This window comes from Niallia sp. RD1, assembly GCF_024219955.1.
Lineage (GTDB): Bacteria > Bacillota > Bacilli > Bacillales > Cytobacillaceae > Niallia > Niallia alba.
Window position 1 is genome coordinate 5,078,758 of the sequence record NZ_CP100420.1, and the last position, 26,143, is coordinate 5,104,900.

Consider the following 26,143-nt stretch of genomic DNA (forward strand, 5'->3'; position numbering starts at 1 on the left):
TTCATTCAATAATGAAAGTTTGAAAAATTACCTACTAAAAAGAAATTAATTAGCATAATTAAAAAACTAGCAATATTTAAGAGGGCACCATTTTTCCCTCTTAATTTTTTTAAAACTCGTAAATACAAAAAACTGCTGTATACAAACAGTACAATAAAGGAGCTAATAATTTTCGGATCATACCAAAGAAAGTCTTGTCTTTGAATAACTGCCCATTGAACACCAAGAATTAACCCAATCAATAACAATGGTACACCAATCACGCATAATAGATAAGATATATGTTCTAATTTGGCTAAATCCGCAATCCTCATAACTCGCTTTCCCCATTTTTTCTGTTTTAATAAATCATACTGTAGGCAATAGAGGACAGAAAAAATAAAAGAAATAGTAAACATTCCATAGGCCAAAAGAGCTGCTGTCACGTGAATAAACAATAACTCAGATACAACCTGCGCTGCATGAACTTGGGCAGAATCACGTGCAGGTGCAAATGTATGTATTGCCATAATAACAAAGCCAAAAACATTGGTAAAAAATACAATAAAATCAATTTTCAACCACTTATTTATTATCAGAGAAAAGGTAACCAATACCCATGAGTAAAAGTAAAGCCCTTCCATGATTGTGAGAATTGGGAACCGTTTCATCTCTACAATATAGATAAATAAAAAAGATGATTGCAAAACCCAGACAAATAAAAGTAACCAGAAAGCTACTCGATTTGCTCTCTGGTTATTATGCATAAAATCAAAAAAATAAAATAGCACAGATAACGCATAAAGAATAATCGTGAATTCATGAAGTCTAGTCATAAATATATCCTGCATCAACGGGTCCCCTTCGAACAAAAAAGATCCTAATATGAAGTCTTTTACAAAACTTAACATAGCTTTTAATTCGTAATCCCCAACTATATTTTAACCTATGAAAAAGAAAGTGAAACTACCATTTGAAGAGTTTTTATTCTCAAACAGTTCATAACGAATCATACTTTCCTGTCAAAAGAAACAAAAGCATTTAAGTAGTTAGACTAATCACACTTGAATGGATGGCCGTACAATTGGAGAAAACGCTTCTTTTTCTTCTTCCTTTGCCCCATCATTGGATTCTTTTTTTGCATCGGATTCTAAATTGAAGATTTTCATAAATAATTGCATCGATTGGTCTGCATCAGGAAGTGCAGCTAATTCCTTCGCTTGAAGTATTGGATCTTTCAACATTTGATTTACAATGCTTTTCGTATGTTTATTTAAAATCTTTCTTTCTCTTTCACTTAGATTAGGAAGTTTTCTTTCTAGACTTTTCATTGTTTCACTTTGAATAGCAAGTGCCTTTTCACGAAGGGCAGAAATGACTGGCACGACGCCTAATAAATGAAGCCATTGATTGAACTCACTAATTTCTGCCTCGATCATAATCATGATTTTTTCGGCTTCTTTTTGACGCTCCTGAAGATTTGCTTCCACAATCCCTTCCAAATCGTCGATATCGTAAAGAAACACACTATCTAGTTCAGCAATTTCAGGTTCTAAATCTCGTGGTACCGCAATATCAACCATAAATAGTGGATTACCTTTGCGGATTTTATCGACTGCTTTCATCATTGCCTTTGTTATAACAAATGTATTAGAACCAGTGGAGCTAATAACAATATCCGCATCAAGTAATGCACACTGCAACTCATTCATCGGTTTTGCTTGGCCTTCAAAACGATGAGCAAGTGTTTTAGCTTTCTCAAATGTGCGATTTATCACAGTTACGTTTTTCGCACCATTGCTATACAAATTCTGAATGGCAAGCTCGCCCATTTTCCCTGCACCTAATATTAGTACATTTTTATTTTGCAAAGTACCAAATATTTTTTTTGCCAATTCTACGGCTGCGTAGCTTACAGACACAGCGTTTGCACCAATATCTGTTTCTGTGTGTGCTTTTTTTGCCAGCGTAATAGCTTGCTTAAATAACTGATTAAATACCGAACCGGTAGATTTAATCGCTTGTGCCGTTAAAAAGCTCGAACGTATCTGTCCGAGAATTTGTGTTTCCCCAACAACCATAGAATTTAAACCACAAGTAACTTGGAATAAATGATTCAAAGCTCCATCTTGTTCATACACAAATAAATAAGGAACAAATTCATCTTGTTCCAACTGAAACCATTCTGCTAAAAATTGTTTAATATAATAGCGACCAGTATGAAGCTGATCTACGACTGCATATATTTCCGTACGATTGCACGTTGAGATAATAACATTTTCTAATATACTTTTTTTAGTTTGTAATTGATTCATAGCTTCCCCTATTTGCTTTGAATCAAATGTTAAACGTTCACGAATTTCAACTGGGGCCGTTTTAAAGTTTAATCCGACAACTATAATATGCATTTTACCTAATGACACCCCCAAAGTAAGTTCTTACCTATATATTCATAAAGATCATTTATAAACCATTTATATAAATAGATTAAATTATAATAATTATTAACATGTAGTTATTATAACAAATTCATTTCAAAAATGGGAAACAATTTGCCCTATAAATGTGAACAAATTGTGAATTCATATGGTAAGATATAGTATTAATAACAGTAAAAGAATTATACTTACGTTATTTACTAGTAATAGTTTATACTTCTTTTGCAAAATTATTTTTAAATGCTAGTTTTTGTACAAAAAATGTACTTTACTCATTGTACAGTAACAAAAATCTTCTATGTATTCAAGCTAAGTTTTTTGGAAGTGGAGGAAATAATGAAAACACAAAAATGGTTCTCTGGTATCGTATTAATTGGTTTTGGATTTTATTTCATCTTAAAGGAATTTAATATTACCATTCTACCCAATCTATATACTTGGCCAACCCTATTAATCATCATTGGGATTGCTTTTCTTTTTCAGGGCTATGGTGGAAAGGATTATGGTGTAATTTTGCCAGGCGTAATTTTAACTGGATTTGGTTTACATTTTCATTTAGTGAATAAGCTTGCTATTTGGCCGGATCACACGGGAACTTTTATCTTAATTATTGCACTTGGCTTTATTCTTCAAAATCAGAAAACGGGACAAGGCTTGTTAAATGGGCTTTTATTTTTATTGCTAGCAGTTTTATTGCTTTTCTATCAAGAAATTCTTGGCTCACTAACATTCTTAAAAATTAGTCCCCATACTTTAAATAACTTGATCCCTATTCTATTTATTATTGTTGGCGGGTATTATTTAGTTTCGAAGAAGAGGAAATGAAAGTTTATACATAGTATATGGGGTTTTGGAACATAACCTTCAGTGGGAATATTTGAAACAATAAGGATTCCTCACCTTATTAAACTCCAACAAAAAAGACTCACTTTCCTTTAACGTTAGTTAGAGGCAGTGAGTCTTTTTTTTATTTATTTGCTAAATGTTCTAGCAAGGACCAGACTTTGTCTTTTCCTTCTCCTGTTTCGGATGAGAATAGGATTAGGTAATCTTCTTGGCTTAATCCTAATGTCTCTTTTGTTACTTTTAAGTGTTTTTGCCATTGAGATTTTGATATTTTATCTGCTTTTGTAGCAATTACTACACAAGGTATTCCATAATGCTTCAAAAAGTCATACATTAAAATATCATCTGTAGTTGGCGGATGACGCAGATCTGTTATCAATACAACTGCTTTTAATTGTTCTCTTGAGGTAAAATACGTTTCAAGCATTTTCCCCCATGCTTCTCGTTCCTTCTTAGAAACTTTTGCATATCCATAGCCAGGTACATCTACAAAATGCATAATTTCATTAATTAAATAAAAATTTAATGTTTGTGTTTTCCCTGGTTTGGACGAAATGCGAGCTAACGCTTTTCGTCCGAGCATCCGATTAATGAAGGAGGATTTACCAACATTCGATCTACCTGCTAAAGCAAATTCCGGTAGATTCCCTTCTGGATATTGACTTGGCTTTACGGCACTAATTACTATTTCTGCTTGATTAACTTTCAAAGATTTACACTTCCGTTCAACGCGTGTTTTAATACTTCATCTACATGTGAAACTAAAATAAAGTCTAGCTCTTCTCTTACACTTTCAGGAACATCATCGATATCCTTTGCATTATCTTTTGGAATGATGATGGTTTTTAAACCGGCACGGTGAGCACCAAGAGATTTTTCCTTTAATCCTCCAATTGGGAGAACTCTCCCTCTCAATGTTACCTCTCCTGTCATTCCAACCTCTTTCTTAATTGGTTTTCCAGAAAGAGCAGACACAAGCGCGGTTACCATTGTAATCCCTGCAGATGGACCATCCTTCGGTACTGCACCTTCTGGGACATGAATGTGAATGTCATATTTCTCATGGAAATTCGCATCGATGCCTAACTCTTCTGATTTGGAACGTATATAGCTGAATGCTGCTTGAGCAGATTCCTTCATCACGTCACCTAATTTTCCTGTTAAGACTAACTTGCCTTTCCCAGGAGCCAAGGATACTTCAATTTGTAAAGTATCGCCGCCAACTGTAGTGTAGGCAAGACCAGTTGCAACGCCAACTTGATCCTCTTCTTCGGCCTGACCGTAATGAAAAATTGGTTTACCAAGGAAGTCCTCTACATTTTTAGCAGTTATAACGACTTTTTTCTTTTCAGCAGTTACAATCATTCTAGCTGTTTTGCGGCAAATGGTTGCTAATTGTCTTTCTAAAGTACGTACTCCTGCTTCTCTTGTATATAATCGGACAATTCTTTGGATACCATCTTCTCTAATCTGCAGCTGAGATTTAGATAATCCATGCTCTTTAATTTGTTTAGGCAATAGATGATCTTTCGCAATATGAATTTTCTCGATTTCTGTGTATCCAGCAATTGAGATAATTTCCATTCTATCACGTAATGGTCCAGGAATGGTCGACAAATTATTGGCTGTTGCAATAAACATAACCTTCGATAAATCATAAGTTTCTTCAATATAATGATCGCTAAAATTATGGTTTTGTTCTGGATCCAATACCTCTAGCATTGCAGAAGATGGATCCCCACGAAAATCATTGGACATTTTATCGATTTCATCTAACAAAAATACAGGATTTATCGTCTCTGCTTTTTTCATTCCTTGAATAATTCTACCTGGCATTGCTCCTACATATGTTCGTCTATGTCCTCTAATTTCTGATTCATCGCGCACTCCCCCTAATGAGATGCGGACAAAATTCCGGTTCAAGGAGCGAGCTATCGAACGTGCCAGACTTGTTTTTCCTACTCCAGGAGGGCCAGCCAGACAAAGAATAGGACCTTTTAAAGAGTTTGTAAGCTTTTGTACAGCAAGATACTCTAATACTCTTTCTTTAACCTTTTCTAAGCCATGATGGTCGTCATTTAAGATTTTTTCCGCTTTAATAAGATCCAAATCATCTTCTGTTGCATTTGTCCATGGTAAAGCTAAGAGCCAATCAATATAATTACGAATGACGGAGCTTTCTGCTGAAGTAGAGGGAATTTTTTCGTAACGATCTAATTCCTTTAATGCGGTTACTTTTACATGGTCAGGCATACCGGACTCTTCAATCTTTTCAAGCAGTGTACTTACTTCACCAGTTTTGCCATCTTTGTCGCCTAATTCTTTTTGGATGGCTTTCATTTGTTCGCGTAAATAGTATTCCTTTTGTGTTCTTTCCATTGATTTTTTTACGCGCTGACCAATTTTTTTCTCGAGGTTTAAAACCTGTTTTTCATTTTGAATGATATCAATAACATAGTTCATTCTTTGTTTATTATTTAATGTTTCTAAAATCTGCTGTTTTTCTTTTAATTTTATAGGCAGATGGGAAGCAATAATATCAGCCATTCTGCCTGGCTCTTCCATATCGGAAACTGTTGCATATGTTTCTTGCGATATTTTTTTAGAAATTTTTATGTATTGCTCAAAATACTGAAGCATTGTTCTCATTAATGCCTCATCTTCTACATCTTTAGTATTCTCTTCTTCATATATACGTAGTCTTGCCGCAAAATAACTTTCTTCCTCAATCAATTCTTCCAGCTCTGCTCTTTGTATTCCTTCAACCAGGACTCTAATTGTTCCATTTGGTAACTTTAGCATTTGTTTCACTTTTGTCAAAGTTCCCATTTTGTATAGATCTTCTTCTTCAGGTTCGTCTATATCCATATCCTTTTGCATTGTAAGAAAAATTAAATGGTCTTCTACCATTGCTTTTTCGAGAGCCTGCACTGACTTATCACGACCAACATCTAAATGAAGCACCATCGTCGGGTAAACCAGTAAACCTCGAAGCGGCAGGAGGGGGACTATTGTTTTTTTATTTTCCTCCATGACGTTGCACCTCCAGCTTTAAAAAATCCCTTTCCATTTATCGCCTATTTAAAATAGTTTTTGCGATATAGGCAACCTTTGCATTCTAATGCTTTGTACAATTCTATCTTATTTATGAAAATGTGTCTATTAACTAGAGTTATTAGACAAGCAGTAAAAATAGAACTACTTCCTAACTTCCATTTTTTACTCATTCTAATGCATCATGTCTACTTAAAGAAAAACACGAGAAGAGAAAAATGAAAGGTTACACTCAAAAACAAACCTTCCTTAATAAAATGGCTTATTTAGGCGATTTCCATTCAAAAAAGAAAAAGATCAATGCCTATTCTTATTTACTCAATTATATAATAATATTTGTATTTAATAAAATGTAGCATTCTTTTAAGGGTAAATTGTATTCCAGAATCATGCCTCTTATTCAAATTATATTCACAAAAAAACTGCCGACTAGCTTTCACTTAACAGAATTAGTCGACAGTGACAATGCTTTAATGACAGCATTGTTTAAAATTTATCCCACTCTTTACGGGCTAGAGTTGAGGAAAACCCCTCTGAAGGAAGTTTTCTTTTATGAAATTAAATGCTCTCTTTCTTTGTTAATGCAATCGTGGAAGCTGGAATTGCTTCTTCTCCCCATTCTTCCTTAAGCAATGCATGCTCTAGCACTTCAGTTAAAGATTCGACAGGAATAATTGTAATATCCTTTATTTCCTCTAAAATAGCTTGCATATTCTCTTGTGGAATGATAACTTTTTGCACACCAGCAGCCTTTGCGGCTTTCACTTTCGCGATTACCCCTCCGATAGGCTTTACTTTGCCATGAATACTTATTTCTCCTGTCATCGCCACTTTCCGATCCACAGGTTGCTTGTAGATGGCAGAATAAATACCTGTAGCCATTGAAATGCCTGCAGAAGGTCCGTCAATTGGAATACCACCTGGAAAATTAACATGAATATCAAATTGGTCGGCAGGAACATCCATTGATCGTAAAACAGTGATAACATTTTCGATGGAGCCCTTCGCCATGCTTTTTCTTCTAATGGATTTCCCTTGTCCACCAATGCTTTCTTCTTCTACAATTCCGGTTATATTAATGCTTCCTTTTCCATCCTTTGCGGGAATAACCGTCACTTCGATTTCCAGTAAAGCCCCTATATTCGCACCGTACACAGCTAAGCCATTAACGAATCCAATTGCGGAATGATCGTTAATTTTTCTTTCCATCCTTGGTGAGAGCTGACTGGAGTGAATGACCCATTCTACTTCATCATCTTTAATAAAGTCACGATCTTCTCCAATTGCAAGTCCAGCAGAAATCTGTACCATATTAACTGCTTCTCTCCCGTTTCTGGCATATTCAGAAAGTGTATCAAGGGCTTTCTCACTTATTTTCATCTTCACTTTATCAGCAGCTTTTTTGCCAATTTGGATAACTTCTTCTTTTGTTAATTCTCGGAAAAACACTTCCATACATCTAGAACGAATGGCTGGAGGTATTTCATTTGGTGTACGAGTCGTCGCCCCTATTAATCGGAAATCGGCTGGTAATCCATTTTTAAAAATATCATGGATATGGGATGGAATCTGCGTATTCTCTTCATTATAGTAGGCACTTTCTAGAAAAACTTTTCGGTCTTCTAATACTTTTAATAACTTATTCATTTGAGTTGGATGTAATTCTCCAATTTCATCAATAAACAGTACCCCACCATGTGCATTTGTAACTGCTCCTTGTTTTGGTTGTGGAATACCAGCTTGTCCCATTGCTCCAGCTCCTTGATAAATTGGATCGTGAACCGAGCCGATTAATGGATCTGCTATACCTCTTTCATCAAACCTAGCTGTCGTCGCATCTAATTCCACAAACACAGAATTCGGCTTAAATGGGGATTTCTGATTCTTCTTCGCTTCTTCTAATACAAGTCTAGCTGCTGCTGTTTTCCCCACCCCTGGCGGTCCGTAAATAATAACATGCTGTGGATTTGGACCACATAACGCGGCTCTTAATGATTTAATTCCATCCTCTTGTCCCACAATATCCGAAAAGCTTGTTGGACGTACTTTTTCAGAAAGTGGTTCTGTTAATGAAATCGCACGCATTTTTCTTAATTGATCCATTTCTTTTTTTGATTCCCTGTCTATCGAAACCTTCTGTGTTCTCTGACTCTTTAATAAGTTCCAGAAATAAAGTCCGATAATAATCCCAAAGAATAATTGTACAAATAAAGCGATCTCCGCCCAACTCATAAAAATTTACCTCCTGAAATCATGTTGTTTAAAACAGCTTACAAGTATTAGCTTCCTTCACAATCCACTTAGAAAGCTTGCTAATAACTTGGAGCGTTTCCTTCAATGGTTAGCGATTATGTATCTATCTCTATTGCTTTGAACAAGAAGGAATCATTCTCAATCCCACCCACGTCCAGCTTGAAGATAGAGAAGCTAGGTGACTATTTGAGAAAATACACAAATAGCCCTTTAACTAAAGACTCTATACATAATGGTGCCTTGTCTTTAAAAAATAGTATCTCCTTCCCTTTGTTGGAATAAACAAGATTTCATGGAAAAAAATAAGGAGAAGTAATGGAGGTGGAAAGAAATGAAGCGGAGAATCATCTAATATCGTTTTTCATCCTACTTTGTCACAAAAAAAAGAACCAACGATAAATGATATATCGATTGATTCTTTCACATAACTGTTGTTAAGCAGAAGTTTTTGTTTCTTTATCCACTACTGTTCCGTCTTCTAGAACAAGCTTAGGAGAAGCATTATCTGTTACTGTTTCTTTTGTAATGATACATTTAACAATATCATCTCTTGAAGGCAGTTCAAACATCACGTCTAACATAATTCCCTCAATAATAGAACGTAATCCACGTGCACCTGTTTTTCTTTCAATTGCTTTTTTCGCAATTTCATTAAGTGCCTCTTGTTCAAATTCTAATTCGACATTGTCCAATTCAAGCATTTTCTTAAATTGTTTAACTAACGCATTTTTTGGTTTTGTTAAAATTTCCATCAATGCTTCTTCGTCTAATTGACCCAGACTAGCAATAACAGGAAGACGACCAATAAATTCAGGAATTAACCCGAAGCGTAATAAATCTTCTGGAAGTACTTTAGCTAATAGATCTTTATCTTCTACTTCAGCCTTTTTACCATCAGAACCAAACCCAATTACTTTTTGGCCTAGACGTCTTTTAATGATTGGTTCAATACCATCAAATGCACCACCACAAATAAATAGAATATTCGTTGTGTCAATTTGAATAAATTCTTGATGAGGATGTTTTCTGCCACCCTGAGGCGGAACACTTGCTACTGTACCCTCTAGAATTTTTAATAATGCTTGTTGAACCCCTTCACCAGAAACATCTCTCGTAATAGAAGGATTCTCTGATTTACGTGCTACTTTATCAATTTCATCAATATAAATAATACCTTTTTCAGCTTTCTCTACATCATAATCTGCAGATTGGATTAATTTTAAGAGAATATTTTCTACATCTTCCCCTACATATCCAGCTTCTGTTAAACTAGTTGCATCTGCAATAGCAAACGGTACATTTAAAATTCTTGCTAGTGTTTGTGCAAGAAGTGTTTTACCACTACCAGTTGGCCCAATTAACGCAATATTACTTTTAGATAATTCCACATCATCAATTTTGCTATTTGAATTAATGCGCTTGTAATGGTTATACACGGCAACAGAAAGTGCTTTCTTCGCTTGATCCTGACCAATTACATATTCGTTAAGGATATCGCGAATTTCTGCTGGTTTCGGTACATCTTTAAATTCTACTTCTTCTTCTGTACCTAATTCTTCTTCAACGATTTCTGTACATAGTTCTATACATTCATCACAAATGTATACCCCAGGACCAGCAACTAATTTACGAACTTGATCCTGTGTCTTTCCGCAGAATGAACACTTTAACTGGCCTTTTTCGTCATTAAATTTAAACATGCCTTCACCCCTTAAAACTTCTTTTTGTATATTTTTACCGTTACGGATTATTATTTGTTCAGAAACAAATTTTACTTTTTTCAACAGTTATGTATTGAATTGTATCACATAATAGTAATGTACAGGAAATAATACAACTCGGGTAATCAGTCCTCTATCATCCAATAACGGTAAAATGTATGTACTTCCTTAAGCATAACCAGATTTTGCTTCTTTAAATCTGGAAATATTATCTCTTTCGTTAGTTGTATATTCCTGTACGGTTAGAGTAACTTATATTATAGTTACCCATATTATATGTTATTTAACACTAATATAAAACTAAGGCACGAAATAGTCGCGCCTTAGTTTTTTTACTTACTTCTATTATGCAACAGTTTTGCTGTTTTCTACAAGGAAATCGATTGCTTTTCTCATTTTTATGTCCATTTGTAAGTTTTCTACGCCACCAAGTGCTTGTTTAATAGCATCTACTGGCATATTGTACATTTGAGACATGTTTACAAGTTCAGCATTAACTTCTTCTTCTGTCACTTCGATGTTTTCTGCAGCAACAATTGCTTCAAGAGTTAAGTTAGAACGAACACGTTTTTCAGCATCTTCTTTCATTTGATCTTTAAGAGCTGCTTCATCTTGTCCTGAGAACTGGAAGTATAACTCAAGATTCATACCTTGCATTTGTAAACGTTGTTCAAATTCGCTCATCATGCGATCAATTTCTGTATCAACCATAGCAGATGGAATATCAATTGTTGCATTTTCAGAAGCTTTTTCTACAACTGTATCACGAACTGTATGCTCTGCTTGATGTTTTTTATCGTTTTCTAAACGAGTTTTAATTTTTTCTTTTAAATCAGCCAATGTTTCAGCTTCTTCATCTACATCTTTAGCAAACTCATCATCTAATTCAGGAAGTTCTTTTCCTTTAATTTCATGAACTGTTACTTTAAATGTAGCAGGTTTTCCAGCTAAATCTTCAGCATGGTATTCTTCTGGGAATGTAACTTCAACTTCTTTTGATTCGCCAGTAGCAACGCCTACTAATTTTTCTTCAAAACCAGGAATAAATTGACCTGAACCAAGTTCTAATGAGAAGTTTTCAGCAGTTCCGCCTTCAAAAGCAACTCCATCTTGGAATCCTTCGAAGTCCATAACAACTGTATCTCCTAATTCAGCAGTACCGTCTTCTTTTACTACTAATTCAGCTTGTTTTTCTTGCAATGCTTTAATTTCAGCTTCTACTTCTTCATCTGTAACAGTTGTTTCTACAGCAGGTACTTCTAAACCTTTGTATTCGCCTAATGTTACTTCAGGCTTAACTGTAACAGTCGCTTTGAAGATTAATGCTTTTCCTTTTTCGATTTGTTCTACATCAATTTCAGGACGATCAACTGGCTCAATTCCAGCTTCTTCAATTGCATTTGCATAAGCTTCTGGTAAAAGAATATCAATTGCATCTTGGTATAAAGATTCAACACCAAAACGTTGTTCGAACATTCCACGTGGAATTCTACCTTTACGGAATCCTGGAATATTTACTTGCTTAACTACTTTTTTAAATGCAAGATCTAAACCTTCGTTTAGTTTTTCTGCATCTAATTCAATTGTAAGAACGCCGCGGTTCCCTTCTAAAACTTCCCATTTAGCTGACATACTATAAATTCCCTCCAACAATCTATTCTACTTTTTCATTACTTCTACTAATGTATAGATTAACTTCTTTATTATTGTTTGGCTACTGTTTTTAATGAAACAGAAAGAACCTCCTAATGGGAAAAAAGTTATCTAGTAAGAAATATACATCTTCGCATTTTCTAAATGCAACCATTACATTATATCATACGTTCCAGTTGTTTCAACATCCTTGCCTAAATATTAGGATAAGAAATTTGCTCCAGTTGATTAATAAACGTTTTTGCTTGTTCTAAATCATCCTCTTTGACTCCATATAATACAAGGATTTCTTCTCCCTCTTCTTGTCCAAAATACTGATTTACAACCGAATGATAAGCCGCTGCCCATGTTTCTTCACTGTAATCGTCTAGCGTGAATGGGTAAAGCAAAAAAATTTGTCGATCTATTAACATTTTAATATTTTCGAACAAAATAGGGTCATTGCTTTCCACATAATCGATAAGAATACTAGTTATTTTTTGGTATTGCTCCTGTTCTTTCATATCCTTTAGTGCAGTTGGTTTAATCACAATTGTTCGATTAAACTTCTGAATCACTACTTCTTTCTCATATTCTTGCTCTTGTAAAATATTGATTAACATCGTTTTTAAAAATGGATTTTTTTCCTCATCTCGAAGGTATAGTTCTACTTCTTCTATATATGCTCGAATGTTTTGAGTGGACATTTTAGCTATAAGAAGCATCTGTTCCTGCGGATTTTCTAATTCCATTAAATTCGTATGAGCATCTAATGGTTCTTCTTCACTATAATCGTCCTTATCCACCGGGGAAGAAGAATCAGCTATCTTCCTGCTAAATATAAGCATTTTAGAAAAGTGTTCGATTTTATTTGCCGGAATTTGATGTTCTTCTAGCAGCACTTCAATAGTAGTAACTATCTCTTCATATTCATGTAGCTGTACGAGAATCATGATATACAAATCTAGGACTTGGATATAGTCGCCTTGATCCTCTTTAAGCATTTCTTTCGCTATCTGTTTTGCCTGATCCAATAAACCTAATTCATAGTAAGAGAGAATAAGGCCAATGTTTATATCACTATGGACTGGATTTCTCTCTTTTGCTTCTTCTAAAAATGAAACAGCCTCTTTAAAGCGCTTTTCTTGAATAGCGTCTAATCCTTTTTGCAATAAACGTTTATCTAAATCGGGGAAAAAAATAACGTTATCCTTTTTTTCCTGCTCCCGTTTCTTCATCCTATTAACCGCCTATACATTCTTTTTGTTGCTAGTGTAGCTTTTTTTCTTATTGGATGCAACCTGCACTTTCATTTATACGTTAAATATAAATGACCGAACCAAGCACAAAAGAAAAGACCCTTAAGACTAGAAAGGGTCTTTTAACATTTTATAAACTATTTTGGAACAGCTATATTTTCGTATTCTGCTATTTTATCACTGTATTGAAGTGTGATTTCGATCTCATCCCAGCCATTTATCAGCATCTTTTTCCAATAAGGATGGATAGAAAAAGTTGCGGAAAAGCCTAAGTCATCCTCTACTTTTTCTTCTTCAAGATTAATATGAAGGAAATAGGGTTGATTTTGTGCAGCTTTCAAAAGGTATTCCACTTCATCTGTCTGTAATTGAATTGGAAGCATCCCATTTTTTAAACAATTTTGATAAAAAATATCTGCAAAAGACGGGGCGATGACAACAGAAAATCCAAAGTCCTGGAGAGCCCAGGGAGCATGCTCTCTTGACGATCCGCAGCCAAAGTTTTTATTGGCGATCAAAATAGATGCCCCTTGATTTTCAGGTAAGTTTAGTTCAAATTTAGGATTCGGTTCTCCATTTTTCAAATAGCGCCAATCGAAAAAAGCAAATCTGCCGAATCCAGTCTTTTCAATACGCTTCAAAAATTGCTTCGGGATAATCTGATCTGTATCCACATTTACTCGATCCATCGCTACTGCTTTTTCGTAAAGCTTTTTAAAACCACTCATTGAAAATTCCTCCTTTACGTTGTTGCTTGTAATTCTGCATTCATTTTTCGAATATCAACAAATCGTCCATTTAACGCCGCAGCAGCTGCCATTGCTGGGCTGACTAAGTGCGTTCTAGCACCAGCTCCTTGTCTACCTTCAAAATTACGATTGGAGGTAGATGCACAATGCTCACCACTTGGTACCACATCATTGTTCATACTTAAACACATACTGCAGCCTGCATCTCGCCATTCAAAGCCCGCTTCTACAAAAAGTTTATCTAATCCTTCTTCCTCTGCCTGTTTTTTTACTTTTTGCGACCCAGGAACAACTAGTGCTCTTACTCCTGGATATACTTTCTGTCCTTTGATAACATTTGCGGCTTGTCTTAAATCTTCTATTCTAGAATTCGTACAAGAACCGATAAATACATGCTGAATAGCAATATCAGTAATTGCCATTCCCTCTTTAAGATCCATATACTGAAGAGCACTATATAAAGCTCGACGGTCTGTTTCCTCTTGATAATAATCTGCTGTTGGAATTGTTTCATCCACTTTAGCTGTCATTGATGGATTGGTCCCCCAGCTTACCATTGGGGCAATATCGTATCCATCAATTGTAATGACTTTATCGTAATATGCATTCTCATCAGAAGCTAACTGGCTCCATTCTTGAACGGCGCTTTCCCAATTTTCCGGTGCGTATTTTCTTCCTTTTAAATAAGCAAAAGTTATTTCATCTGGACAAATTAACCCTGCACGTGCTCCGCCTTCAATAGACATATTACAAATCGTCATTCTTTCTTCCATTGAAAGATTACGAATCACATCTCCTGTGTATTCAATAACATGACCAGTTCCAAAATTCACACCGTATTTAGAAAGTATATAAAGAATGACATCTTTTGCATTTACACCATTTTCCAATTCCCCATTGACCTCTACTTTTAACGTTTTTGGTCTAGTTTGCCATAGTGTTTGCGTTGCAAGGACGTGTTCTACTTCGCTTGTGCCTATCCCAAATGCCAATGCTCCAAAAGCTCCATGAGTCGATGTATGGCTATCACCACAAACAATTGTTTTTCCAGGCTGTGTTAAACCAAGTTCTGGCCCAATTACATGAACAATCCCTTGTTCAGGACTTTGTAAACCAGCCAATGGAATATTAAACTCTAAGCAGTTATTCTCTAAGGTAGTCATCTGATTTAAGGCAATTTCATCATCTATTTTAAAGCGGTTAATAGTTGGTACATTATGATCCATCGTTGCAAACGTCCGATCTGGTCTTCTCACTTTCCGATTTTTCATTCTCAATCCGGAAAATGCCTGAGGAGAGGTAACTTCATGAACGAGATGTAAATCAATATATAATAAATCCGGCTTCCCCTCTTCTCTATGTACTACATGTTTTTCCCAAATTTTATCGATAATGGATTTCCCCATTACTTTGCCCTCCAATCCATATTCTTTTTCCCTGTTGTAGTTAAAGGGCTGTCAAAGTATTCTTTTGACAAGCCCTTTAACGGTATATTTCTCTCTATTAATAGTCCTCTATATCCAATCACTGCCGCTTTTGACAAGCTATTTTTATTCTAAAAGCTGTTTTGTAAAGTGTTTATATAAACTTGAACCGGTTATCAGCCAAACTTTCGACTTTTCAGCCAAATCAGACCAGATATCAGCCAAACTTTCATCTTTTCAGCCAAACCCGACCACATATCAGCCAAACTTTCATCTTTTCAGCCAAATCAGACCAGATATCAGCCAAACTTTCATCTTTTCAGCCAAACCCGACCAGATATCAGCCAAGCTTTCGAAGCAGTCCTTTTTTATTAAACATGTGCCACTTTAACAAGCTGTCGAATTTCTTTCTCTACTTCTTCTACCATTTCAGTCGTCGAAACGATCGTGCAGTTTGGTGCAAGAATATCCCTTGTTCGAAAGCCTTTATTCAAGACATTATTAACAGCCTCTTCAATAATCGTTGCTTCGTTCTCCATTTGAAAAGATAAACGCAGCATCATACTTACAGATAAGATGGTTGCAAGTGGATTGGCGATGTTTTCCCCTGCAATATCTGGTGCAGAACCATGGATTGGTTCGTAAAGGTAAGGTCCACCAGCTGATAAACTGCTTGATGCCAACATTCCTAACGAACCGGTTAACACTGATGCTTCATCACTTAAGATATCGCCAAACATATTTTCTGTAACAATCACATCAAATTGTTTTGGGTTTCTAACCAGCTGCATCGCTGCATTATCAACAAGCATGTGCTCTAGAATAACATCTGGATATTTTTCTGCTACTTGACTTGCAATCTCCCTCCATACTCTACTAGTCTCTAAAACATTGGCTTTATCTACGGAAGTAACCTTTTTCGATCGTGTTTTTGCGATTTCAAATGCTTTTTCGACTACACGTTCTATTTCTTCATTCTCATATTGAAGTGTATCGACAGCACCTGGTTTTCCATCTATTAACCTACGTTCGCTCGGCTTTCCAAAATAGATGCCTCCTGTCAATTCACGGACCACAATTAAATCTACTCCTGCGATAATATCCTCTTTAAGTGGAGACGAGGCTGCTAAACTTTCATAACAGGTTGTTGGCCTGATGTTCGCGAACAGGTTCAATTCTTTTCTTATTTTCAATAGTCCTTGCTCTGGGCGTTTTTCCACGGGAAGGGAATCCCATTTCGGTCCTCCAACTGCTCCTAAAAGAATCGCATCACTATTTTTACAAATCGTAATCGTTTCATTAGGTAAAGGAGTCCCTGTTTTATCTGTTGCACAACCGCCAATATCAGCATATGTGATTTCGAACTGATGTCTATATAATGTTTCAATTGTTTGCAAAATCTTCATTGCTCCTGCTACTATTTCAGGTCCAATTCCATCACCTGGCAATACGGCGATTCTTTTCTTCATTTCTATTCGCTCCCTATATCAAAGCTTGATGTGGATCTTAAAGCTTACACTTTTTCAAGAAATTGTTCTCTTGCCAGAATCCCTCTATTAATAGCATTTATATAGGCTTTGGCAGATGCTATTAATACATCTTGATCTAAGCCTCTTCCAGTACTTTCTTTTTCGTCATATTGCACTCTAACAAATACTTGAGCTAACGCATCTCTGCCAGCACCCAATGACTGAATTCGATAATCTTCTAGTTTCACTTGACCAGATATGGACATTTCTAGTGTGTTATATAATGCTTCAACACTTCCTGATCCAGTACCATTTTGAATAATCAATTCATTTTTCGGACCAGAAAGCTTAACAATTGCATCAGCTTCGTTGTCATTTTTATGTTGGACCTTAACATCAACTAATTCATAGTATTTCTCTTCTTTAGCAAGCTTGTTTTCTAGAAAAATGGCAATAATATCTTCATCGGAAATTTCTTTTTTGTGGTCTGCTAAATCCTTAAATGCAATAAAGAGATCTTTAACATCCTCAGCTTTCACTTGAAGCCCTAAATCTTTCAGCTTTGTTTTAAAGGCATGACTACCTGAATGCTTCCCTAGAACCATATTATTGTTGTTTACATAGCCTACAAGTTCAGGAGAAATAATTTCATAGGTAGTTTTCTCCTTAAGAACTCCGTCTTGGTGAATGCCAGATTCATGAGCAAAGGCATTGCGACCAACAATTGCTTTATTCCCTGGGACCACCATGCCAGTTAATTCACTAACAAGGCTGCTTGATCTGCTAATCTCTTTCAGATTAATTCTTGTTCTTTCTTGATAATGATCATTTCTAATATGAAGCGCTACCACAATTTCTTCCATTGAAGCATTACCAGCTCTCTCTCCTATGCCATTAATAGTGCACTCTACTTGAGTTGCTCCATTTTCGATAGCGGCTAGTGAATTTGCTGTTGCCAACCCTAAATCATCATGACAATGGGTTGATAAGGAAACTTTATCAATGGACGGGACATTATTTTTTAAATATTGAAAAACTTCACCATACTCATTTGGCGTTATATAGCCTACAGTATCTGGAATATTAATGATACGCGCTCCTGCTTGAATAACTTCTTCTATTATTTCTGCTAAAAATGGAAGTTCTGTACGACATGCATCCTCTGCACTCCATTGGATAACTGGAAATCTTTTAGCAGCGTATTTAACGGCCGCTACAGCTCTTTCCACAACTTGTTCTTTCGACAGTTTTAACTTGTATTCTCGATGAATTGGACTCGTTGCTAGAAACACATGAATTCTCGGTTCTGCACCGTCTTTTAAAGCATCCCAAGCTGCATCAATATCAGATGTTACCGCTCTTGCTAAACCTGTAACAGAGCTATTTTTTATTGTTTTCGCTATTTGTTGCACAGAGACAAAATCACCTTTAGAGGCAGCAGGAAAGCCTGCCTCTAAAATATCTACATTCAATTTTTCTAACTGTTCAGCAATGACCAACTTCTCTGCCAAATTTAAATTTACGCCAGGAGATTGCTCCCCATCTCTCAATGTTGTATCAAATATCTTAATTTTTGCCACTACCAACCACTTCTTTCTTTCTCGAGCTTTTAACAAATGGCATCATTGCACGTAATTCTTTTCCAACCTTTTCAATTAAATGTTCGCTTTCTCTCGCATTAATCGCGTTAAACACTGGTCTATTTGCCTGATTTTCTAAAATCCATCCTTTAGCAAATTTTCCTTCTTGAATATCTGTAAGTACAGCTTTCATTTCTTTCTTCACATCATCTGTGACAATACGTGGTCCTGTTACAAAATCTCCCCACTGTGCTGTATCTGAAATAGAATATCTCATTCCTGCCATTCCATCTTCATACATCAAGTCAACAATCAATTTCAGCTCATGTAAACACTCAAAATATGCTAATTCCGGTTGATATCCTGCTTCAACCAATGTTTCAAAGCCCGCTTTTACAAGTGCAGTTAGACCACCACACAGAACCGCTTGTTCACCGAAAAGATCTGTTTCTGTTTCTTCTTTAAATGTTGTCTCTAAAGCTCCTGCACGTAAAGCCCCAATCGCTTTTGCATAAGCAAGTGCAAGCTCTCTCGCTTCACCAGTTACATCTTGATAAATTGCAAACAATGCTGGAACACCTGCTTCTTGTTCAAATGTTCTTCTTACAAGATGACCTGGTCCTTTTGGAGCAACTAATAGTACATCACTCTCACTTGGAGGGACAATTTGATTAAAATGAATATTGAATCCATGAGCAAACATTAATGCTTGATTTGTTAAATTTGGTTTAATTTCTTCATTATATACTTTTGTTTGTAATTCATCTGGAAGTAAAATCATTACAATATCCGCTTGAGCTGTTGCTTCGCCAACTGAATAAACATTAAATCCATCTTCCACTGCTTTATTCCATGAATTACCTTTTCTTAATCCAATAATGACATGAACACCACTATCTTTCATGTTTAAAGCATGTGCATGTCCTTGAGATCCATAACCAATTACTGCAACTGTTTTCCCTTCAAAATATCCTAAATTTGCGTCTCCGTTATAATACATTTTTGCCATTATTCTTCTCCCTTTCGTTTGTAAAATTAGATTTATTTAATGGCTATTTTCATAAGGTTTGCTATTAGTCAACCGCAACCTAAATACATTTCACTTTCTATAGGGCGAGCGGTGGATTCTTCTTAGTAATACCTTGTGGGGGTCTCACCTTTCTCGCTTATCCAATAGACGTCTTCACGTATTCAGACTGCTCAATAAATCTATGAAAATAGCCTATTTAATATTGATGTTTAGACGATAGAATAGTTACTTTTATGAGCTGCTGTTTTTTGAGATCCACGAGGGAATGCTGTTGTACCAGTTCTAGCCAATTCTTTAATTCCATAAGGTCTTAGCAGTTCTATAAAAGCTTCAATTTTTGTTGATTCTCCTGTAATTTGGATAACGAGACTTTCTTTACTTACATCGATTACAGAAGCTCTAAATGGTTCAATAACTGAGTATAGCTCGTGCCTAGTCTGCGGTGTAGCAAGTACTTTTATTAAGGCAAGCTCTCTTGCAACTATAGCCTGATCAGTGATGTCTACTACTTTCAAAATATCAATTTGCTTATTTAACTGTTTCGTGATTTGTTCTATGACGCCATCACTTTCTACATGCACAACACATGTAATTCGAGAGACTCCTTCATGCTCCGTATGTCCCACTGATATGCTTTCAATGTTGTAGTTTCGTTTTGAAAAGAGATTAGTGATCCGATTTAATACACCAGATTTATTCATAACAGTTAAGCTAATTATTTTCTTCATGGCTTCATCCCTACCATTTCATGCAATCCTTTACCTGGAGCAATCATTGGATACACATTCTCACCAGGATCAATGCGGAAATCCAATAATACAGGTTCTCTTACCGCTAACACTTCGTCCAGAATGCTTGCAGCTTCTACTGCGGAAGATATTTGATAGCCTTTTATTCCATACGCTTCTGCTAATGCAACAAACGATGGTTGGTAAGATTCCTTACTATGAGAAAAGCGAGATTCATAGAAAAACTCTTGCCATTGTCTTACCATCCCTAATGCTTGATTATTAAAAATAATAATCTTAATCGGTAAATTCAATTCTCTTATTAGCGCAAGCTCCTGGCTGCACATTTGAAAGCCCCCATCACCGCTAATAGCAAGTACCGTTGCTTTTGGATCAGCTAATTGAGCTCCAATACTTGATGGAAGTCCAAATCCCATTGTACCTAGTCCTCCAGATGTTACCCAGCGATTGGACTCTTTAAATTGATAGTATTGGGCAGTCCACATTTGGTGCTGTCCAACATCTGTAGTTACAATTGCTTCACCTTGCGTCTTTTCGTATAACATCTCCAATACTTGCTGTGGTTTCAGAAGATTGGATTCTTCATAATAATACGGATATTCATTTTTCCAATTTTCAATCTTTTCTAACCATGCATTATGGTCTGACTGTAAGCCTTTTTGCTTTATCAACATTGTAAGTGCTTCTTTAGCATCTGCAACAATCGGTATTTTCGTTGGAATAATCTTACCAATTTCTGCAGGATCGATATCAATATGTGCTTTAATGGCATTTGGTGCAAAATGGGCTAAGTTTCCTGTTAAACGATCATCAAATCTTGCCCCAACATTAATTAATAAGTCTGCTTCATATAAAGCCATATTAGCGGCATAACAACCGTGCATTCCTCCCATACCAACAAACAACTTGTTATCAGCTGGAAAACCTCCTAAACCAAGAAGTGTATGTACGACTGGGATTTGTTGCTGTTCTACATATTGAAGTAACTCAGTACTCGCTTTTGCAAAATTGACACCTGCTCCTGCTAAAATTACTGGTTTTTTTGCAGCACTTACAGCTTCTGTCAATTTGCGAATCTGCAAATAATTCGGTTGTGTTGTCGGTTGATAACCTGGAAGGTCTACTTCCTTCTCAGCTGGAACATCTGAAATAGTTGCAGCAATATCTTTTGGAAAATCAATTAATACTGGTCCTGGTCTTCCACTTGTAGCAATATAGAACGCCTCTTTAATGATTCTAGGAATATCTTCAAGGCTTCGAACCTGACAATTATATTTTGTTATCGGTGTAGTAATCCCTAAAATGTCTGCTTCTTGAAAAGCATCTGTTCCAATCACACCTGTTGCTACTTGACCTGTAAAAACAACTAGTGGCAGAGAATCCATCATAGCATCAGCAAGCCCTGTTACAATATTTGTAGCACCGGGACCTGATGTTGCAATAACTACACCTGGTTTTCCAGAGATTCTCGCATATCCTTCTGCTGCATGAATACCGCCTTGTTCATGTCTTGGCAATACATGAAAAATTTTCGAATCGTAAATCTTATCATAAATTGGTAACACAGCTCCACCTGGATATCCGAAAATAAATTCAACATTTTCTTTTTCCAAAGCTTGCAGTAAGAGATCAGCACCAGTTAACGGTTTTACTTGGGCCTTTGTATTTTCAAAGGCAGTCTCCTGTAACATTTGTATAACCTCCCTAAATTCTTTCCTTTTACTTATTCACTGGATGTTACCAAGAAAGGCTATATCCATAAAAAAAGCCTTTCCACCTCCAATGGTTACTAATGTTTTTTAGTAAACAAAGGGGTGAAAAGGCATTTCCTTTCCACGGTACCACCCTCATTCATACACTGTAAATAAGTGTATGCGCTTTATGAACGGTTCGTTCTCTTTTGATAACGAGTGGAAACACTCGGTTAGCTCTACTTGCTTACCTTTCAAGCTAACACTCTGAGGTGAGTTCATTAACTATTGGTTCACTGGTTCACACCAACCACCAGCTCTCTTTGGAATCCAAATAGAAAACTACTTATCCTCATCATCGAATTACTTATATTTATTCAGTTTGTCATGTTGTTATGTTACTAGTTTTAGCAAGTAACATGTTGTGTTTTTCATTTGTTGAGGTTATCTTACGCTGAATTTAAACAAGAGTCAACAGTATTTTTGAGAATTATTTGATTATTTAAACAACGAGGACAACTTTAGGAAACGCTTACATTATTGTCATATAAAGAATGCATGTACTTTTTAAACCTTCAAAAAATTTAAAAAATTCTTTTTTTACTGAAAATAATCTATAAAGAAAACTTCTAGGAGTGAAGATTTTCTCATCCCCATTTCTGATAGGTTGCGCTTATCGGACCTTTACGGGAGAGTTCCAACACCTAGCTCTAGCTTCCTCGATTTTTCTCAGCTTGAGGTGAGGGTCTTACTGCCCGTTATGATTGTGATAAAAATACATGGTGGATCTTCTTATAGACTTCATTATAATAAAATAATTCTTTCTATTAAACTAAAATGTCAAAAAATCTAACATTGTTTTTTTATTTTATAAAAAAATACAATCACTACAAAAGAAAGCGATTGCATTTTTTAGAAATTAAATTAATGTACAGCACATATATCTTGTATCCATGACAAACGAATTTGATACGTATTTTCGTTGTCATCTTTTAGATCAATCGTTTGATCGATCAGATTGAGCTTCTGAACCTGCCCCTTAATTGTTTCTAACAAACCATTCTTATAATAATTAATAACAATAAGCCTACTTCTTCCTAATTCTTTGAGAATCATGGTGCATATCTCCTTCTACATATTTTTGTTATGTTCATCTATTCACATTACTTCATTTCTTGTTTGTTTTTTACTTAAATCTATTATACACAATAACAGTAAGCGTTTTCAAGTAATGTAAGTGATTTTCTGAACATTATTTTTTCTTAATGAAATTATTACCTAAATCGTACCTTATTATACCTTTATAGGAAAATATATGAGAGAAACTTTTAATTATAGGTTTCTCTCATGACAAGGTAGCAGTACACTATTTTATTTTTTTCTTAGTCTTACATTCTTTGTAACAAAAAATAACTACTTTCGCTTTAAGCCTGTGCCAAACCGTGCATTTCATTAAACTTTTCTACCCATCGTTATTTCAATATAAGAAGCCACTATTACCTCTTGCTATTAGAATAAAATTCCAAATAGCTAAAAAGGAAATTGCCCTGTTTATTCCCTTTCAATAATGGGAATATATACAATATGCAACAATCAATTGTTTAAAGGAGGAATAGGTATATGACAAACAGTGTAGTAGGTATATATGATTCTCCTGAAGCAACAGTAGATGCTATTGAGGAATTACTCTCTAAAGGGTATTCTCCAGATCATATTTCCGTCATCACTAGAAATGAACAAGTTGCTTTAATCGAACAAGAAACAGAAGTGAATACAACCTCAGCAATTAACGAGGTTGAGCCAGTATCATTTTTAGATCGATTAAAGAATTTCTTCGCTGGTACGGACTTAGAACCATATGAGGAAGAACTGCAAGCAGGAAAATACATTGTTCTTTTAGATAATGATGCGGAAACGGAAGAAGAAAAGTTGAACAAATTAAGTTTTGATAATAGTGAAGTAGATGTCATACCATCCCAAACGATGAATACAACAGTAGAACGAAAAAAAGTAGAGTAAGAAAAAAGCTTAAACCATTGTGGTTTAAGCTTTTTTGTAGACGTCCCAGGAGAGATTCGAACTCCCGACCGACGGCTTAGAAGGCCGTTGCTCTATCCAGCTGAGCTACTGGGACATAATGTATTAATTATTTCAGAAATGTTTACCAAAAAATATTATATCATACCCTATAGGATATGCATAGTTTTTCTATTCCAACTAATAGACTATTTTATTATAATAATATAGGCAATTCATATAACCTGAAAAAATACTAAGTAATCATAAAAACAAATAAAATACGTCCCAGGAGAGATTCGAACTCCCGACCGACGGCTTAGAAGGCCGTTGCTCTATCCAGCTGAGCTACTGGGACATGTTATGTATTTCTTTACTCTTTATGAGGACAATAGTTATTATATGATTATAGGGACATAAAGTCAATAGTTTATTGAAGTTTTTTTTCCTAATGAGGAATTTTTTTCTTCCTCATTAGGAAAAAGCCTACTAGAAGGGAAATTCACTTTTTAATTCTGGAAGTAACCCATTATGAAAATCATAAACTTCTGTTACAAATCGATTACTTTCAATGGTTAAAATGACATATGTTTGTTCTTTTCTACCTCTAGGCAATCGTAAACTACCCGGATTAATGAAAAGAACATCATCAACCACTTCCATCCCTAAGAAATGAGAATGCCCGAAACAGGCAATATTAGCCCCTATCTCCTTTGCTTTGTACAATAAATTATTAAGAGAGGATTTCACCCCATATAAATGCCCATGTGTTAAAAAAATCTTTTTTCCCGCAATTTCTTGAATTGTTTCCGTTGGATATCTGTCCTCATAATCACAGTTCCCTTGAACCGTAATATATCCCGCCATCACTTCTTCACTTGCTGAAAGCTCTGAATCTCCACAATGCAGAAACAAATCTACATCCTCTTCATGCCTTTTTTTTAAAACACCTAACTCGGATACCAATCCATGACTGTCACTTACAATCAAAATTTTCATCCAGGTCTAGTTCCTTTCCTTAAAAACAGTTGGTAACTGTTCTTTTAGTTTTTTTAATGCATTTGCACGGTGACTAATTTTATTTTTCTTCTCTGGCGGCAATTCAGCCATTGCCTTTTGTTCTACCTCTACATAAAAAATCGGATCATAACCAAAGCCGTAATCTCCTCTTCTTTCCGTTAAAATAATCCCTTCACAAGTACCGGTAAATGTTAAGGAGGATTCATTAGGAATTGCAACTGCTAATGTACAACAAAAGCGAGCTGTTCTTTTTTCTGTTGGAACTCCCTTTAATTCATCCAAAACCTTGTCCATATTATCTTGATCATTCTTTTGTTCACCTGCATAACGTGCAGAATACACTCCAGGTCTACCGTTCAATGCATCTATAACAAGACCAGAATCATCTGAGATAACAACACGATTTAGTAGCTTAGAAATCGTTTCTGCTTTTAGGAGAGCATTTTCTTCAAATGTTGTCCCTGTCTCCTCTACATCTGGTACATCTGGAAAATCTAATAGTGTTTTTACTTCATAGCCAAGTGGTGAAAACATTTGTACAAATTCTTTTGTCTTGCCTGTATTCTTTGTTGCAATAATAATCTCTTTCATCATAAATCTCCTTAATTAGCTAAAAATATTTTTTTACGCTGAAACATATGTAGTTGCTATTCTTTCTTTTAGTTTACTACGATTGAAAAAATGCGTCTAATAAAAGTATATACCCTTTCTTCCTTATTTCCAAAGACAGTTTTGTGAAGTTTATAACGTCATTTCATCGGTTTCTTCTGTTTTTATGGAAATCCTTATATAATTCACTATAAATATCGGTATGGATAAATTATTACCATCAACACTCTGGACTAAAAAAATAAAGAGGCTGGGACATAAGTATTCCAGCCAAGGATAATTCCGAACAATTATACGAAGATGCTAATGAATGTTCCGTATAATTGTTCGGGCTTTTATTTGTTTTTCAAAGGATGTTTCCATGAAGTTTGGTGCTATTCCCCGCAGCCGGAATACACTTCGCTTTCCATGGGGCTCGCGCTGAGCCGCTTCGGCCTGTGGCCTGCAGGGTCTCAGACTGTCTCGCTAATCCCATAGGAGTCTTCGTGTATTCCGGCTGCTCTGTTTTTCCAACTAATTATATTTCCTCTTGTAAAAAGTATGCGAAAGCAGCCGCTATTTACTAGCTATATTAGAAATTGTTCGTCTTTACAGAGTATCTATTTAGTTATGTCCCATCCTCTT

General features: G+C 35.6%; 20 protein-coding genes, 2 tRNA genes and 1 other annotated feature. Of the genes, 2 read left to right on the forward strand and 20 right to left on the reverse strand.

Annotated elements, in window-relative coordinates:
• Positions 1-5: 5 nt before the first annotated feature.
• On the reverse strand, positions 6-830 hold the full coding sequence (locus tag NKG37_RS24495; RefSeq protein WP_101730710.1) for a cytochrome C assembly family protein: 825 nt from the start codon (positions 828-830) through the stop codon (positions 6-8).
• A 207-nt stretch (positions 831-1,037) separates the two neighbouring features.
• On the reverse strand, positions 1,038-2,387 hold the full coding sequence (gene hemA, locus NKG37_RS24500) for a glutamyl-tRNA reductase (RefSeq protein WP_254415482.1): 1,350 nt from the start codon (positions 2,385-2,387) through the stop codon (positions 1,038-1,040).
• A gap of 366 nt (positions 2,388-2,753) precedes the next feature.
• Here hemA and NKG37_RS24505 point away from each other — a divergent pair, with 366 nt between their 5' ends.
• A complete protein-coding gene (locus NKG37_RS24505) occupies positions 2,754-3,242 on the forward strand; it encodes a LiaI-LiaF-like domain-containing protein (protein WP_016201747.1) in 489 nt (162 codons plus the stop codon).
• Positions 3,243-3,384: 142 nt separating this feature from the next.
• Here the strand turns inward: NKG37_RS24505 and yihA are convergent, their stop codons facing one another.
• The 14 genes from yihA to NKG37_RS24575 form a co-directional block, all read right to left on the reverse strand.
• Positions 3,385-3,972 (reverse strand): ribosome biogenesis GTP-binding protein YihA/YsxC, encoded by a 588-nt coding sequence (gene yihA, locus NKG37_RS24510; RefSeq protein ID WP_016201748.1) that lies wholly within the window; start codon positions 3,970-3,972, stop codon positions 3,385-3,387.
• Positions 3,969-6,296, reverse strand: a complete 2,328-nt coding sequence (gene lon, locus NKG37_RS24515; RefSeq protein ID WP_254415483.1) for an endopeptidase La — start codon at positions 6,294-6,296, stop codon at positions 3,969-3,971. The genes yihA and lon overlap by 4 nt, the downstream gene beginning before the upstream one ends.
• A 579-nt stretch (positions 6,297-6,875) precedes the next feature.
• The gene (gene lonB, locus NKG37_RS24520) at positions 6,876-8,549 is read right to left on the reverse strand and encodes an ATP-dependent protease LonB (protein WP_212119175.1); all 1,674 of its coding nucleotides are present in this window, start codon (positions 8,547-8,549) and stop codon (positions 6,876-6,878) included.
• Positions 8,550-9,004: 455 nt separating this feature from the next.
• Positions 9,005-10,270 carry an ATP-dependent protease ATP-binding subunit ClpX gene (gene clpX, locus NKG37_RS24525; protein WP_016201751.1) on the reverse strand — a complete coding sequence of 422 codons (1,266 nt, stop codon included), beginning with the start codon at positions 10,268-10,270 and terminating at the stop codon, positions 9,005-9,007.
• A 366-nt stretch (positions 10,271-10,636) separates the two neighbouring features.
• Positions 10,637-11,923, reverse strand: a complete 1,287-nt coding sequence (gene tig, locus NKG37_RS24530) for a trigger factor (RefSeq protein WP_254415484.1) — start codon at positions 11,921-11,923, stop codon at positions 10,637-10,639.
• Between the two features lie 215 nt (positions 11,924-12,138).
• Positions 12,139-13,161, reverse strand: a complete 1,023-nt coding sequence (locus tag NKG37_RS24535) for a tetratricopeptide repeat protein (protein WP_254415485.1) — start codon at positions 13,159-13,161, stop codon at positions 12,139-12,141.
• Positions 13,162-13,319: 158 nt separating this feature from the next.
• On the reverse strand, positions 13,320-13,910 hold the full coding sequence (gene leuD, locus NKG37_RS24540) for a 3-isopropylmalate dehydratase small subunit (RefSeq protein WP_016201754.1): 591 nt from the start codon (positions 13,908-13,910) through the stop codon (positions 13,320-13,322).
• A 14-nt stretch (positions 13,911-13,924) separates the two neighbouring features.
• Complete coding sequence (leuC, locus tag NKG37_RS24545) at positions 13,925-15,337, reverse strand: 3-isopropylmalate dehydratase large subunit (RefSeq protein WP_254415486.1); 1,413 nt, start codon at positions 15,335-15,337, stop codon at positions 13,925-13,927.
• A gap of 389 nt (positions 15,338-15,726) precedes the next feature.
• Positions 15,727-16,824 (reverse strand): 3-isopropylmalate dehydrogenase, encoded by a 1,098-nt coding sequence (gene leuB, locus NKG37_RS24550; protein ID WP_016201756.1) that lies wholly within the window; start codon positions 16,822-16,824, stop codon positions 15,727-15,729.
• A gap of 44 nt (positions 16,825-16,868) precedes the next feature.
• On the reverse strand, positions 16,869-18,404 hold the full coding sequence (locus NKG37_RS24555; protein ID WP_254415487.1) for a 2-isopropylmalate synthase: 1,536 nt from the start codon (positions 18,402-18,404) through the stop codon (positions 16,869-16,871).
• On the reverse strand, positions 18,391-19,413 hold the full coding sequence (gene ilvC, locus NKG37_RS24560) for a ketol-acid reductoisomerase (RefSeq protein ID WP_016201758.1): 1,023 nt from the start codon (positions 19,411-19,413) through the stop codon (positions 18,391-18,393). Before ilvC ends, NKG37_RS24555 begins: the two co-directional genes overlap by 14 nt.
• Positions 19,414-19,643: 230 nt before the next feature.
• A complete protein-coding gene (gene ilvN, locus NKG37_RS24565; RefSeq protein WP_016201759.1) occupies positions 19,644-20,162 on the reverse strand; it encodes an acetolactate synthase small subunit in 519 nt (172 codons plus the stop codon).
• Positions 20,159-21,874: an acetolactate synthase large subunit gene (gene ilvB, locus NKG37_RS24570; RefSeq protein ID WP_016201760.1), complete on the reverse strand. Its 1,716-nt coding sequence runs from the start codon at positions 21,872-21,874 to the stop codon at positions 20,159-20,161. Before ilvB ends, ilvN begins: the two co-directional genes overlap by 4 nt.
• A 116-nt stretch (positions 21,875-21,990) precedes the next feature.
• Positions 21,991-22,242 (reverse strand) — a binding site (T-box leader).
• Between the two features lie 556 nt (positions 22,243-22,798).
• Positions 22,799-22,990 carry a YolD-like family protein gene (locus NKG37_RS24575; protein ID WP_016201761.1) on the reverse strand — a complete coding sequence of 64 codons (192 nt, stop codon included), beginning with the start codon at positions 22,988-22,990 and terminating at the stop codon, positions 22,799-22,801.
• 504 nt (positions 22,991-23,494) lie between these two features.
• Between NKG37_RS24575 and NKG37_RS24580 the strand changes: the two genes are divergently transcribed.
• Complete coding sequence (locus NKG37_RS24580) at positions 23,495-23,893, forward strand: general stress protein (RefSeq protein WP_224427553.1); 399 nt, start codon at positions 23,495-23,497, stop codon at positions 23,891-23,893.
• A 41-nt stretch (positions 23,894-23,934) separates the two neighbouring features.
• Here the strand turns inward: NKG37_RS24580 and NKG37_RS24585 are convergent.
• From NKG37_RS24585 to NKG37_RS24600, 4 genes are all read right to left on the reverse strand, one after another.
• Positions 23,935-24,008 (reverse strand) — tRNA-Arg (locus NKG37_RS24585).
• Between the two features lie 166 nt (positions 24,009-24,174).
• Positions 24,175-24,248 (reverse strand) — tRNA-Arg (locus tag NKG37_RS24590).
• A gap of 131 nt (positions 24,249-24,379) precedes the next feature.
• Entirely contained in the window at positions 24,380-24,889 is a 510-nt protein-coding gene (locus tag NKG37_RS24595) for a metallophosphoesterase family protein (protein WP_169188934.1), read from the reverse strand.
• Between the two features lie 6 nt (positions 24,890-24,895).
• On the reverse strand, positions 24,896-25,501 hold the full coding sequence (locus tag NKG37_RS24600; RefSeq protein WP_016201764.1) for an XTP/dITP diphosphatase: 606 nt from the start codon (positions 25,499-25,501) through the stop codon (positions 24,896-24,898).
• Between the last annotated feature and the right edge of the window lie 642 nt (positions 25,502-26,143).